Origin of the sequence: Flavobacterium sp. Leaf82 (assembly GCF_001422725.1) — a bacterium.
Lineage (GTDB): Bacteria > Bacteroidota > Bacteroidia > Flavobacteriales > Flavobacteriaceae > Flavobacterium.
Genome location: NZ_LMMA01000012.1, coordinates 288,148 through 303,308, shown reverse-complemented (window position 1 = coordinate 303,308; position 15,161 = coordinate 288,148). Strand labels below are relative to the sequence as shown.

Below are 15,161 nucleotides of genomic sequence, written 5' to 3'. Positions count from 1 at the left end.
AAAACAACTATTAATTTAATCTATTCGTCGTCATGCAGTGGTTTTGGAAATAAATTTTTCAAAATAATCAACATCATTCCTATTACATTTACAGACGAAGTTGTCAGCAATGTAATCAATACATTTTCTGAAAGATTGAGATGAAGTAAATTATCATTAAAATACAAAACCGATACAACAGAAGCCAGCCAAAGAAAAATAATACCGGCAAAAATATAGGTTAAATGCCTTCTAAGTCTTGTATCTTCTAAAAAACGGCCCACTTTTGCATTTCCTAATCTGTCCTCAAGGATTTGATTTTGTAAACGCGCTTTACTTAGGTCTTCAGGAGTTAATGAAGAACTATTTGTAATTGAAATTTGATTTAGATTTAGGGAGGACATAATAAGTTTAAATTGGTTTTAACTTAGTTTTATAATGTTCAAAAATATCATCATCAGAAATAAGAGCATTCGAATCTTTGCGGTATACTTTTCTCCACGGCGTACCGTCATTATGCGTTAAGGCACTTAAATAAATACCGTCAAATCTCCCGTAGACTTCCCATATTTTATCTAAAAATTTCTCGTCTTCGCTGGTTATTTTTTCATCTTTTATCGCATTCGGAATTTTCTCTGTAATCTTCTCTTTTTTGTATTGTTTTATACTATAATAAAGAGATGGAAAAACAGGTCCAAAATCCCAGGCAATAGGACTTTCATCAAGCAATCTTTCTTTTTTGTCTGTCAAAGCCAAATACCAGCCATAAGCAATATATGTTAGCTTAATTATTTTCATTGGCGTAAGATTTCCCGTTTTGGAATATTTATCTATGAAATAATTAGCGACTGTTGTTGGATTGTAAGTCATGATTATAATATTTTAATCAAAGTTAATTAAAATAAGTTTGCAACAAAATTTTAAAAACTTATTGCAATGTAAATCAAGGCTTAATGAGTAAATCGAAAAGATTTTAAAACGTTTATCAGGCTGAGCGAAGTCGAAGCCCATTTCCTATAATCCAAGCCTTCGACTTCGCTCAGGATGACATTAGTTTTCAAATAATAATAAACCCGACAATCCCGAAGAATTGGGATTGTCGGGTTTGACAAGATTGTGTTTAGAACTATTTTACCAGTTTATTTCTAATTTTTCTCCTTTTTTTAATATGATATTTTGTTTTTTATTTCCATTTATTAAAACTGTTTTTCCTCCTGTTTTTGAAGAAATTGAAACTTTTTTCAGAATCTTATTTTCCCAGTTCATTTCGATTTCAAATCCGCCACGGGCACAAATTCCTTTTACTGATCCAGTTTCCCAAGCGTCTGGTAAAGCGGGTAATAATCTAATTTCATTTTCATCAGATTGCAACAGCATTTCAGCAACAGCTGCGGCTCCGCCAAAATTTCCATCGATTTGAAATGGCGGATGTGCATCGAACAAATTCGGGTATGTTCCTCCTCCTCTTCTGGGTTTATCAGTTTTCTTTCCGTCCGGATCGACATACTTTAATAGTTCTCTAAACATTTTATAAGCACGATTTCCGTCCCAAAGTCTTGCCCAAAGATTAATTCTCCATCCTTTTGACCAGCCGGTTGTTTCGTCTCCTTTTATTTCTAGAGTCTTTTTAGATGCTTCGGCCAAATCAGGTGTTTTTTCGGGCGTGATATGATCTCCGGGAAAAAGTCCGAATAATTGTGATTGATGGCGGTGTTTTGGATCTTCGTCATTCCAATCAAAATACCATTCCTGAAGGTTTCCTTTTTTGCCAATTTGATACGGATGAAATTTAGAAAGTGCCGTTTCTAGTTTTGCTCTAAAATCAGCATCGGTATTTAGAACTTTAGAGGCTTTTATCGTTTTTTCAAAACATTCTCTTATCATCGCTAAATCTGCTGTTCCTCCATACATTGTCGCTCCAATGAAACCGTCTGGCGCAATGTATTTATTTTCAGGTGAAGTGGATGGCGATGTAATTAGATTTCCGTTTTTGTCTGTAATCATCCAGCCTAAAAAAAACTCAGAAGCACCTTTCATAATTGGATATCCTTCGTTTTTTAGATAATTTTTATCTTGTGTAAAAATATAATGTTCCCAAATATGGGTACTTAACCAAGCTCCTGATAATGGCCAGCAAGCCCAACTTGGATCTTCTTTACCAAATTGTCCCACCGGATTTGTCATTGCCCAAATATCTGAATTATGTGCCGCAGCCCAACCTTGGTTTACGCCATAAAAAGTTTTTGCCGTAACTTTTCCGGTTACAGAAAGATTTTTTATAAAGCTCAAAAGCGACAAATGCATCTCGGATAGATTGGTGTTTTCTGCCAGCCAGTAATTCTCTTCGAGATTGATATTCATCGTATAATTACTGCTCCATGGCGGATTTAGATGCGGATTCCAAATGCCTTGTAAATTTGCCGGAACACCCATTGTTCTGGAACTGCTTATGAGTAAATAACGTCCGTAATTGAAATATAGAATTTCAAGATTTTTGTCTTCTTTACCGTCAGCGTAGCGCAATAAACGTTCGTCTGTTGCTACATCCGGTGCGGTTGTTTTTCCTAAATCTAAAGTTACTCTGTTGTAATATTTCTGATAATCAGCAATGTGGGCTTCTTTTAATTTATCGAATGATTTTGCAAATGCTTTGTTCAGGTTTTGCAATGCAATTGATACATCATCTAAGCCCTCGGTTGCAGGATTTTTGTTAAAACCATTAAAACTTGTGGCAACAGATATATAAACATAAGCTTCTGTCGCATCTTTTAAGCTTAAAGATTCTCTGGAACTTGTAATTTTTCCGTCTGTTTTTTTGATTTGGATTAAAGCGGTGAATCTTGTTCCTCTTTCTTTTACTTCCTTGTATTTTGGCAAAACGGGATATCCTGCATTTTCATGAATTGGAGCAAGTCCGGTCATTACCAGAATATTATTTCTTACTTCAACATTTGATTTTAGTAAACTCCTTAAATTAATATCAAAATTCAAACCTCCTTTTGCGCTGCTCGTTAATTTGATTACCATGATTTGGTCTGGTGCCGAAACAAAATATTCACGGGTAAATTTTATTCCGTTCATTTCATAGCTCACTTTTGAGATTGCATTCGAAATATCCAGTTCACGATAATAATTTGCAGCTTTTCCTTTCTCAGAATTGTTGATTTCTAATGTTCCAAGAGGTGCGTAGGATTCAGAGTTTTTGCCTTCGAGCTTCTTGTTGAGTTCGTCGGCTAGTTTGTAGTTTTCATTTTTGAGCGCTTCCCTAATTGCCGGAATATTTTTGTAAGCTTCCGGATTCATGTTCGCGTTTACGGGTTCGCCTGACCAAAGTGTGGCATCATTCAAATAAATTTTATCTGAATTTGCGCCGCCAAAAACCGTGGCTCCCATTTTTCCGTTTCCTAAAACCAAGCTTTCCTCAAAAAATTCTGCGGGTTGATTGTACCACAAAACATGATTCGATTGCGCCGTCATATTGATGCAGAACGAGGTGAATAGCAAAATGAAAAATATTTTTTTTATGATGTTTGATTTCATTCAATATTTCTTTTTTATTGATGATATCCTAACCCGTTTTTCAACCTGTTAGGTATTCTAATTTTTTAATTGCTTTGACAAATATACCTAACAGGTTTTGGAAACGGGTTAGGATATCGAAACCCACTTTGCCCGCGTGAGGGATAGAAGCAAATTACCGAAGTAATGCGTATAGCCCGACCGCATTTGCGAAAGGCGCACATAAGCGGTTTGTTAAATAGCGCCTTTTGTAAATGTGGTCACGCCCAAATTATCAACGTAAATCCTGTTTAGATTCTAAATTTAATTATTTAGCAGTTAATTTGTCGCTTTATAAATGAAATTTTTGAATGTAACCTTACCTTCACCAACTGAAGAAAGCCCTAAACGAAGACTCATGAAACCGCTTAATACATTATGATTAAATGATGATACTTCTGCAGAGTTTTCAATCTTAATCCAAACTTTTCCGTCGATACTGTAAAACATGTTTACAAGTTGTTCTTTCTTTTCTAAACGAAGAAATAAATGCGCTTTGTTTACACCTTTCTGAGTTGGAAACTGCCATGATCGTAATATGGCTAAAACATTGTCTTTATCGGCAGCAATTCCGGTATAAAGTTTATTGTCGTAAAACAGAATAAGTCCCGCTGTGGCATTGCCTTCTATTTCGGCTTCAACTTCTGCTGTGTAAGAATGATCAGATGGTGTACATAATAAAGGAGAGCTTTCGCCAATGTTTTTCCCTTTTGCTTTTATCTGAATTCCGTCTTTGGTGACTTTAAATCTTTCAGCGTCATAATGATCGAAAAATTGCCATTGTGGCTCAAGTTCAGTACCTGAAAAAGTATCAGAAAGTGTAAAATTAGTTTTTAAAGTTTTTCCTGCCGGTTTTTTTATTGGTTGTTCGGTTTTGATGTTTTCCGGACTTTTAAACCAGCCATCATTTGTCCATTCTACAGGTTGTAGCAACGTTTGGCGACCCATATTATAGTATCCGTTTTCATAACCATGAAAAACCATCCACCATTTTCCGTTTACATCATCAATTAATGTGGCATGACCTTTTGACCACCATTTTTCTGAACTATCGTTGGTTCTTAAGATTGGATTGTATGGAGAATTTTCCCAAGGTCCTAAAGGCGATTTTGATCTTGCCGAAATCACCATGTGGCTTGTAGCAGGTCCCGCAGTTCCGCCTTCGGCAACCGTTAGATAATAATAATTTCCTTGCTTTAATACTTTTGGTCCTTCCATACAAAAACATTCTATCGACCATTCTACAGGAATTTTCCATCCGTCGTAAACATGTTTGCCTGTTCCGGAAACTGAAAGTCCATCTTTAGACAAAGGCACATAATCGCCATTACTAAAATATAAATATCGATTTCCTTTTTCGTCTGTAAAATGTCCGGGGTCGATATTCCCAATTTTTAAATCAACTGGATCACTCCATGGTCCGTTGATGTTATCTGCCCAAACTACATAATTGGTTTCGTTTGCAGGGAAATAGATGTAAAATTTGTTATTGTATTTTACTAAATCAGGCGCCCAAACTGATCCTACACTTTTTTGAAGTGCGTGTGTAACCGGTTTCCAATTTACCAAATCTTTTGAAGTCCATATTAATAGTCCGGGATAATAATTAAATGAAGAATGCACAATATAATAATCCTCACCATCTCTAATTATAGACGGATCCGGATAGTCTCCTCTGAATATTGGGTTTTGATAAAATTCATCACCTGTTTTTATATTTTGTTGCTGTGCATTAATTGCAAGTGAGAATACGCCTATCAATAAAAAAATTATCTTTTTCATAATTAAGATTATTTACTCACTTTATATATTTCGTTTGCCGTAATCATTTCCCAATTATCAGTTCTAAAGGGCGATGCAGGAAATTTTTCTTTGTTAAAAAGATTGATTTCTGTATCATCATCTGCCCAGCCATAATGAACGGCTACGGGATTTTTTACGTTTTCGCTTGAAACAATGACTTTATTGTTTTTGATTATTGCTTTCGCGGAATGAAAAATTTTGTCAGCTCCGGCGATTTCGAATCCTTTTAGGTTTTCAGAATTATCAGAAGCAGATAATCCGCTTCCGATATTGTCGAAAGTAAGGATAATTTCGTTTCCTTTTATTTCCTGAGACTTAAAAGTTGGTCCGCTGTAAATTTGTTTTTTATCATAGACATTATTCAACGCAATTGCTGCCAAACGTAAACCTACGTCTTGTTTATTTTTTGGATGAATGTCTTTTGCATTACCAATATCTGTGGTTACGACCATTCCGGTATTGGGTAATTTTAGGGTTTCAAGTTGGGCTTCGCGAAGTTCTGCCCAACGGCTTCCGACTTTACTATTGCCTTTGAATTCATCAAAAGTTGATAATTGTACGAAGTAGAAAGGAAAATTGCCTTGATTCCATTTTGTTCGCCAATCTGTGATCATTAACGGAAATGCTTTTTTGTATTGTTTTGCTCTCCAAACATTGGCTTCGCCCTGATACCATAAAACGCCCTGAAAAACATACGGAACGAGCGGATTCACCATTGCATTGTATAATAACGATGGATAACTATTTGGTGAAACGGCAATTTTTACCTGAACGACATTGAATTTCCAAAGTCCTTTGAGTGGAATATTGTTGTCTTTAAACTGAATTTTTAAGTCAGAAGGATCGCCGTAGATTCCGCCACCGCCTGAATAATCTGCAATACGAACTGCAATTACATTTTTGCCTTCTTTTAACGTTCCTGCAGGAATTTTATAAACGCGTAATGTTTCCCAGATTTTATTGGTTCCTACCTCAACTCCATTAATATAGGTGATATCTTCGTCGTCGACTTTGGATAAATGTAAAACAGCTTCGCTTTTAGCTTGTTCTGCAGTTAAAGTAATTGTTTTTCGCATCCAGACAATTCCATCAATATTGCCTATTTGTTGGTTTTCCCATAAAGACGGCACTTTTATTTCCGGCCAGTTTTTATCGTTAAAATTGAAATCTTTGTATTGATTTTCATTTTCCATCGAAACATCAAATCCCTGAATTTTCTTTATGTTGTCAAGAACTGACTTTTTATAAACTTCAAAAACAGCATCCATATCTACCTGAGGAACATCTGCAATCACGGCTTTAAAGTCATTGCTTTTTTCGAAAGCCTGACGGCTTGTCCAGGTTTCTACATTTGTTCCGCCCCAGGAAATATTGATAATTCCGATTGGGATTTTTAATTCAGCATATAATTTTTTGGCAAAAAAGAAACCTGCGGCTGTAAAGTCCCGAATATTTTCTTTGTTAGCAACTGCCCATTTTCCTTCTTTTAGATCTTCTTTTGGTGTTCCGCTTAAATCTTGTGCAACTCCAAAATGGCGAATCATAGGATAATCAGAATCGGCCATTTCTTTTTCGGCATTCAGCGTTTTATACATCTGAAATTCCATGTTTGATTGTCCGCTGCAAATCCATACTTCGCCAACCAAAACATCTTTTATAATGATTTTGTTTTTTCCTTTAATGGATAATTCAAAAGGTCCACCTGCTTTTTCTGCAGACAGTTTTATCATCCATTTTCCGTTTTTATCAGCTTGAACGGTTTTAGTTTGTTTGTTAAAATGAACTTCGACTTTTTCGTTTGCATCTGCCCAACCCCAAACCGGAATTTCTTTGTTGCGCTGCAAAACCATGCCGTCAGAAAATAACAAAGGCATTCTAACATTGGCATTTGCCATGATACTGCACATCAAAAAAAGAAACATTATGTTTTTCTTCATTTCATTTGTTTTTTAAACCATATAAGTGATATAAGAAAATTTAAGCTTTTGATATAGTTTGTGCTTAAATTTTCTTATATCACTTATATGGTGAATTTGTATTTTTATTTAATTAAATGCAAAGACGCCATAATTTGTCATTTCGACGTAAGGAGAAATCACACTAGAAATTCCGTAATCAATGTCTCCAATTTTTGTCGATTAACGAGTTTGATTTCTCCGTATGTCGAAATGATAAGATTGTAGATAATTGAAAACGAAGTTCGGGTTTTTAAGCCAGACTTATAATTTCTTATATTACTTATATGCTGAATTTATATTTTACTGTAATCCTTCTTTCATTGCATTCAATGCCTGAGTATCAAAAACAGTATTATTGGTTCTGTTGATAATTCCGAAACCGTTGTTACCCAGATTTCCCTCATCCCAATAAAACGGCAATAATCCATTTGCTTTGGCTGTTTTTACTACGGTCTTTAAATAATAGGCTCTGGAGTTTAAATGCAAAGTCAATGCACTGCCTGTTAAAGTAGTACGGCGAATTGCGCCAAACTCGCCTAATAAAACCGGAATTCCTTTATCGACAAACTGGGTTTTCATTAGTTTGAAGTTTTTAGTAAGATCCGCTTCTTCTCCATAACTTGCATTTCTATCCAGTTCTGTTGTCGAATGAAATCCCGCTCCCCAATAATAGAACATTTTTCCCCAGGATTCGTCTTTGGTTAATCCTCCAAAATTCCATGGAGCATAATAATGCACTTCGACCATCATGCGGCTTGCCGTTTTATCTGTAGGCAAAGTGGTCATTAATTTATTTGTTTTTTCGATATCTGTTGTTGGTCCCTGAACTATTAATGTTCTGTAGGTGTTTTTTCCTCCGGTTGAACGAACAGCATCGATAAAGGTTTGGTGATACGAAGTTAAAACTGCCATTTGTGCTGCGTCTTCAACTGCTGGTTCATTGGCGCTTGCAAAAAGTAAATGCTCGTCAAAACCTCTTAAGTGTGTTGCAATTTGTTCCCAAAAAGCTTTTTGTTTGGCGTTGTTTTCTACTTTTTTAGCTTCGGTAATATTGTTTTCTAACCAGCCACCGTCCCAGTGAATGTTAACGACTACATACATATTATTGTCAACACAATATTGCACGACTTCTTTTACCCTGTTCAGCCAATCGGTTTTTAGTTTGGCTGTTGCCGAATTTTCTAAATACTGATTCCACGAACATGGAATTCTGATGGCATTGAATCCGTTTGCTTTTACAGCATCGATTAATGCTTTTGTTACTTTTGGATTTCCCCAGGCAGTTTCTCCGCCAGTTGCTTCTAAGGTGTTGCCAATATTCCAGCCCAGTTTTATTTTTGCTGCTAATTGTACCGCATTACTTCCCATTCCGTTTGCATCAGCTGCAATAGGATTTGTATTGTAACCTGGATATAATCCGGCAGCAACAACTTTTTCTATTCCTGCTTCGGTTTTTACTTGTGCTTCTGCTTCTTTATCAGAACTGCATGCCAAAATGCTTAAAAAAGACAAAGATAAAATAGCACTAAACAAATAACTTTTTACGTTTTTTTTCATTTTTTGATTTTTTACTATTAATTGTGTGGTTCTCTTTTTACTAACTTAAATAACACTAAACGCATTTGAAAAAAATAGTTTCATCAAACTTTCCTGTTTTACTTAAAACTATTAAAGACCCACACAATTAATGTAAAAACTCCTGATTACTTTATCGTTACGACAACTTCTTTCTTGATATCTCTTGAAGAGTTTCCTAATTTTAAAGTATATTTTCCTGGCTCAACGGTCCATTTTTTAGCGGTTACATCGTAGTAAGCCAATTCTTTTACCGGAACTTTAATTGTTACTGTATTAGAACTTCCTGATTTTACTAATGTTTTCTGGAAACCTTTTAATTCTTGTGCTGCACGACTTATTTTAGAATCTGATTTAGAAGTATACAACTGAACGACTTCTTTACCATCAACTTTTCCGGTATTTTTTACGTCTACAGAAACTGAAATTGTTTCGTTTTGCGCGTAAGTAGTTTTATCCGTTTTTGCGTTATCGAAAGCAAAAGTGGTATACGATAATCCAAATCCAAAAGGATATAACGGAGTAATATTTTTAGTGTCGAACCAACGGTATCCTACCAAAATTCCTTCGGCATAGTTTACAGCTTTTCCTCCAGGGAAACTATTTGTAGCGTGTGCCGGAGAATCCATGATTTGTTTAGGCATTGTCCAAGGTAATTTTCCTGACGGGTTTACTTTTCCTAAAAGTACATCTGCCAAAGCATTTCCTCCTTCAGAACCATTAAACCATGTCCATACTAATGCCGATGTTTTTTTGCTTACGGCATCAATATCAAACGGAGCTCCTGCAACCATAACTACAATAGTTTTTGGGTTTACGGCTAATACTTTCTGAATTAATTCTTCTTGTCCAAATGGTAATTTTAAGTTTCTACGGTCAGAAGCTTCTGTTTCGTAATCACGGTTTGAACCTGCAAAAATAATCGCAACATCAGATTTTTTAGCGGTTTCAATAGCTTCCTGCAATTTAGCAGGATCTAACTGATCGATCGTTACTGGACCATTTGAAGTTATATTTCCTAAATTTCCCTTGTTTTTCTCGTCGTATCGCTCTAAATAACCTTCAGCATAATTGATTGTAATTGATGATGGCAATCTGTTTTTTAAACCTTCAAGTGGTGTAATTTCTCTTTTGGTTTTTACTCCTGCCCCAAATCCGCCAAGCGCGTTTTTCTTTGTAGCATTGTTTCCAATTACGGCAATAGATTTTACTCCGTCTAGTTTTAATGGTAATGCATTGTTATCGTTTTTCAATAATACGATTGCTTCTGCAGCAATTTTATAAGCGTCCTGATAATGTGCTTCGGTTGCGATGCTTCCTTTTGCACGCTCTTTTCCGCCCATTGCTTTTACCTGAAATAAAGTGCGCAGGATTCTTTTTACGTGGATATCAATTTCTGCTTCTGAAATTTCTTTGTTTTTAGCAGCAGCAATTAATTTATCGGCAAGGAAAAATTCATTGAATGGTTTTGGAGTTCCCATTTCAATATCTAATCCGCTTTTTAATGATTTTACTGTAGAGTGTACCGCAGCCCAATCTGACACTACAACGCCTTTAAATCCCCATTCGTCACGAAGGATTTTGTTTAGCATATAGTCATTCTCACATAAATATTCTCCTCTAAATTTATTGTAAGCTCCCATAACGCTATAAGCGTGCGCTTCTTTTATCGAAGCTTCGAATGCCGGAAGATAAATTTCACGAAGTGTACGTTCGTCAATTTGTACATCGACAAAATCACGATTTGTTTCCTGATTGTTTGCTGCATAATGCTTTACACAAGCCATAACATCGTTATCCTGTAAACCAACAATTAACGGCACTGCAATTTTTTTGTTCAAAAACGGGTCTTCAGACATATATTCATATGTTCTTCCTCCAAGTGGCGTTCTAACAATATTTATGGCTGGTGAAAGCAACATATCTTTATCTCTGGCACGCATTTCCTGTCCAAGGCTATTCCCGAAGGTATATGCCATTTCAGCATTCCATGTTGCAGCAAGTCCTCCACCGGCTGGGTAATAGGTTGCGAAATCATCTTTTAATCCTGCCGGAGCCCAGTTGTCGCGAGAAATTTCTTCACGAACTCCTAACGGTCCATCTGCCATTTTAAGTTCCGGAATGCCTAAACGTTTTACACCGCCAGAAGTAAACATACTGTTACCGTGCAGCATGCCAATTTTTTCTTCAAGCGTCATTTGAGAAACCAGCTTGTCGATCTCTGCATCGAATTCTGTTCCTATTTCTCTTCCTTTGTATTCTTCTGTCTGCGCCGAATCAGAGTCTGGGCTTTTTGCATCATTTTTACAAGAAGCAAATGCCAGAAATGCAAATGCAGCTGATAGGCATATAATTTTATTTTTCATGCTTAATAAATTTATTTTAGTTTTTTGGAATTCGTTTTTTTAGAAATCATTGCTTTACAAAATTGAACAATACAACATCATTTTCACTGATTTTATAGTCTTTGCTAAAAGTTCCTTTTGCATTAATTGCTACTTTTTCTGTTGCGATCAAAGCACCATTATTTTTTTCTTTTATACTCTTTACTTGTTCTCGTGATAATTGACTTGGTTTTCCCATTGCCAAATAATCGGCGTAAGCATCATTGACTTTATAACCTACTTTATAAATTTCTAAAGTGTAGTTACCTTTTTGTAAACCATCGACTTCAATTTTTATACTGCCTTTTGGTTTTGATGGTAAATCCTTAATATAATAGGTTTGATTATTCATGGAATCTCCGGGATGTGTATTGGTAAAATCCCAAAATAATAACTGAACATCTCCTTTTGAATTTTTGGTTACCCAGGAAGAGGTGTCTTTATTTTGAAGTTCCGTTTCTCCTAATTTATTCAAAAAAGAATAAGAAAAATAAGCCGGTTTTTTGATTCCCTGTGTATTCAATAATCCAAATCCTCCGTGAAAAGGGGTAAATCTTGGACCTGCTTCTTCAAATATATCAGTGAAAACCCAATATGACATGGAGTTTGCGGCATTGCCTACTTGTTTTAATTTTTGAAGAATATAAGCCGCAGAATGATAACTGTCATGAACAGGATCTGCTGGAGTATAAGAAGAGCTCCATTCTGTATAATGCAATTCAAGTTTTGGCTTAGCCGAATTTGAAATTTGTTTGCGGGAATTAATCACGTCGCCGCTTATACTCGATTCGTCTTTATTCAGAATTGTTCCCGAAGTTCCAAATTCATCCAGAAATCCTTGTTTTACGCCGTAAGTATGTGTAGATATAAAATCTAACGGAACATTGTTTTTAGCACAAAATTCAATTGTTTCCGGAACCCACGCCGCTCCTGCAGTTGCGGGACCGCCTATTTTGTAAGCCGAATTTACGCTTTTGATTCCGTGAGCTGCGTACTCATATAGTTTAAAATATTCTGCCTGAGTTCCTGTCCAGAAACCCGGAGATAAATTGGGTTCGTTCCAAACTTCAAAATACCATGTTTTTACTTCTTCGGCTCCGTAACGTTCTGTAAAATGATGGGTTAAGTTTCGAATTAAATCTTCCCATTTTTTATAATCTTTTGGAGGGGTTACATTTCCTTTCCACCAGAAAATAGTCTGACTTCCGCTCGCTAAAGCCGATGGCATGAAACCCAATTCTACAAAAGGCTTCATTTTAATACTCAATATAAAATCATACAGAGCATCGATATATTGGTAATTATATTCGGGATTTCCTTTTGAGTCTTCGCGATAAACCGCCATATCATCAGACAATAAACCGTGCATTCTGATGTATTTAAAATCGCATTCTTTTTTGGTCATCGCCAATTGTTGTTGCCAATCTGCGCGTAAACCTTCGTTTGCTCTTCCTGCGCCAATACATTCTTTAAACATGGTGTTCAGTTTTCCTGCTGTTTTATTGTAATCGACTTTGATGGTTCTGTTTTCAGCAGTAGTATTTTGTCCAATCAATTTTGCATTGATTAGAAGTAATGAAAGAAATAGTATTGCTGAATATTTTTTCATTTGTTTTTTTTATATTATTGATATCTAACAGGTTTTGGAAACTTGTTAGGATACTTTACTAAATCTAATCGTTACGTTAGTAAACCCGACAGGTTTTTAAAACCTGTCGGGTTTGACAATCTATATCTATAGTTTTTTGAAACGGATTGCTGTTCCTCCGGCTCCGCCTAAATGTAATTTTAGCGAATCTGAAGCTTTTACGGTTTTCTTCGAAATCGCTACTGCTGATGGATTGTGTGTTTCGTCAGTTCCTTCGGCGTCAGCATAAATCTGTGCTTCATAAGTTGCGCTTGGATCTAAGAATGATAAAGAAACATTTACGTCTCTTGCGTTTTCGTTTGTGATTGTTCCTAAATACCAATCGGCGCTGTTTCTGTCTTTACGAGCTGTTGTGATGTATTCACCAATTTTTCCGTCTAATACTTTTGTGTCTTCCCAATCTGTCGGAACATCTTTTAAGAATTGTAATGCCGGTTTTCCTTCGTAATTTTCAGGAAGATCTGCCATCATCTGGATTGGTGCATAAATCGTAACGTACAATGCTAATTGCTGCGCTGTTGTTCCGTGTACTCTTTTTCCAGGATATCCTTGTTTTACCTCAACATCAAAAATTCCCGGTGTAAAGTCCATTGGTCCTGAAAGTAATCTGGTAAACGGAATAATCGTTAAGTGATTTGGCGGATTTCCTTCGCTCCATGCATTATATTCTTGTCCACGTGCGGCTTCTCTTGAAACCATGTTTGGGAAAGTTCTGCGTTCTCCGGTATCTTTTATAGATTCATGATATAATACGGCTAAATCATATTGTGCTGCTTTTTCTAAAATATATCTGAAATAGTTCACTCCAAATTGTCCAAAGTGATTTTCTTTCATGTTCAGTTTAGAACCTACGTGTCCAATTTTAACGGAGTGCATTCCTAGTTTTTTGTACAAGGCAAAACCTTCGTCAACTTCTTTTAAATAATTTATTAAGTTCGAACCCGTTTCGTGATATCCAATAAGTGCAACGCCCTTCTTGTTTCCGTATTCAACAACTTTCTCTAAGTCAAAATTGTCTGCACTTTTCGTAAAGCTAAACATGTGCATATGGTTTTCATACCATTGTGGCGTCCAGCCTTTGTTCCAGCCTTCGATCAATAAATGGTGAAATCCTTCTTTTGCTGTAAAATCAATATATTCTTCGGCATGTTTGGTAGTTGCGCCTTGTTTATCGCTTTCCCAAAAAGTATATTTTCCAATGTGCATTCCCCACCAAATTCCAAAGTATTTGTATGGTTTAAAATAACTTGCATTCTTTAATTTGTTTGGCTCGTTCAGGTTTAAAATCAAATATGATGTAATTAAATCTGCTGGAGTTTCACCTATTTGAAGCGTTCTCCAAGAAGAAGTAAAGGTGTCCTTTACACGAACTTTTACACCATCAGACCACGGCACCAAATCAGATTTTAATTGTGTTCCGGTTGTATTGACCAAAGTCATACTGGCAAAATCAACTAAATTTGCTTCGTGAAAACTCAAGGCTAATCCGCTTTTGCTTTCGATTGTTAACGGAGTCAAAACGGTATCAAGTGTACTTACAGGCGCATCTTTAAAAAGATATTCATCACGATTTTCTCTGTTTGCAGGAATCCACCATGCTTTTCCATCTTCTTTTAAGTTAAAAGTCGTTTTTTCATCCATAATGAAAATACTGTCTTTTACACTTTGTTTTGGATATACATATCTAAAAGCGATTCCGTCATCAAACGCACGAAACTGAATTTCTAATTTACGTTTGTTTCCGCTTTTTTGCTGTAATTCTACAGAAAGCTGATTGTAATTGTTTCTAATGTTTTTCTTTTCTCCCCAAACTTGTTCCCAGGTTTCATCAAAAGTCGAGTTTTTCACGCTTTTAATTTCGAAATCTGTGCTTAAATTTTCATTTCCTTTTAATAAAAAACCCATATCCGATGGTGTTATCACTTCGGTTTTTCCGTGTGACACCGCATATTTTGGAGCGTTTTTTACTAACTCGAATTTAATTTTGTTTTGCCCGTTTGGCGATGCCAATTCATAAGCATTTTTATTTTTCTGACTGTATCCAATCGAAACCGAAAGGATTAAAGCGGGAAGAATGAGGTAATTTTTCATGATTTTTTTTCTTAATTCATTTTTAATAAATCGGGTGTTGCGTATGAGACTTCACCCGATTTAAAAACTCAACAAAAACTTATTTTTATCCGACTAAGGATTTATTTTTTTTGCCACAGATTACACAGATTAAAATGATTTTTAAATTCTGTGTGTTTTTTTTTC

The 15,161-nt window shown here is 35.8% G+C and carries 9 protein-coding genes; all 9 read right to left on the bottom strand.

All coding sequences use genetic code 11. From position 1 onward, the window contains the following. Nucleotides 1-20: 20 nt before the first annotated feature. The 9 genes from ASF10_RS09845 to ASF10_RS09805 all read right to left on the bottom strand — a co-directional run bounded on the left by ASF10_RS09845 (nt 21) and on the right by ASF10_RS09805 (nt 14,996). On the bottom strand, nt 21-383 hold the full coding sequence (locus ASF10_RS09845; protein WP_056248313.1) for a hypothetical protein: 363 nt from the start codon (nt 381-383) through the stop codon (nt 21-23). A 7-nt stretch (nt 384-390) separates the two neighbouring features. Then, nucleotides 391-849 (bottom strand): Panacea domain-containing protein, encoded by a 459-nt coding sequence (locus tag ASF10_RS09840; protein WP_056248310.1) that lies wholly within the window; start codon nt 847-849, stop codon nt 391-393. Nucleotides 850-1,110: 261 nt separating this feature from the next. Continuing rightward, entirely contained in the window at nt 1,111-3,519 is a 2,409-nt protein-coding gene (locus ASF10_RS09835; protein WP_056248308.1) for a glycosyl hydrolase family 95 catalytic domain-containing protein, read from the bottom strand. A gap of 297 nt (nt 3,520-3,816) precedes the next feature. After that, nucleotides 3,817-5,319, bottom strand: coding sequence for a family 43 glycosylhydrolase (locus ASF10_RS09830; protein WP_056248305.1), 1,503 nt, complete (start codon nt 5,317-5,319; stop codon nt 3,817-3,819). An 8-nt stretch (nt 5,320-5,327) separates the two neighbouring features. Beyond that, nucleotides 5,328-7,277 (bottom strand): sialate O-acetylesterase, encoded by a 1,950-nt coding sequence (locus ASF10_RS09825; protein WP_056248302.1) that lies wholly within the window; start codon nt 7,275-7,277, stop codon nt 5,328-5,330. Between the two features lie 321 nt (nt 7,278-7,598). Then, on the bottom strand, nt 7,599-8,855 hold the full coding sequence (locus ASF10_RS09820; protein WP_198529578.1) for a glycoside hydrolase family 5 protein: 1,257 nt from the start codon (nt 8,853-8,855) through the stop codon (nt 7,599-7,601). 146 nt (nt 8,856-9,001) lie between these two features. Further along, nucleotides 9,002-11,239 (bottom strand): glycoside hydrolase family 3 C-terminal domain-containing protein, encoded by a 2,238-nt coding sequence (locus ASF10_RS09815; RefSeq protein ID WP_056248299.1) that lies wholly within the window; start codon nt 11,237-11,239, stop codon nt 9,002-9,004. 46 nt (nt 11,240-11,285) lie between these two features. Beyond that, nucleotides 11,286-12,866, bottom strand: a complete 1,581-nt coding sequence (locus ASF10_RS09810; protein ID WP_056248296.1) for a GH39 family glycosyl hydrolase — start codon at nt 12,864-12,866, stop codon at nt 11,286-11,288. A gap of 126 nt (nt 12,867-12,992) precedes the next feature. Then, entirely contained in the window at nt 12,993-14,996 is a 2,004-nt protein-coding gene (locus ASF10_RS09805; RefSeq protein WP_056248293.1) for a glycoside hydrolase family 97 protein, read from the bottom strand. Nucleotides 14,997-15,161 lie beyond the last annotated feature (165 nt).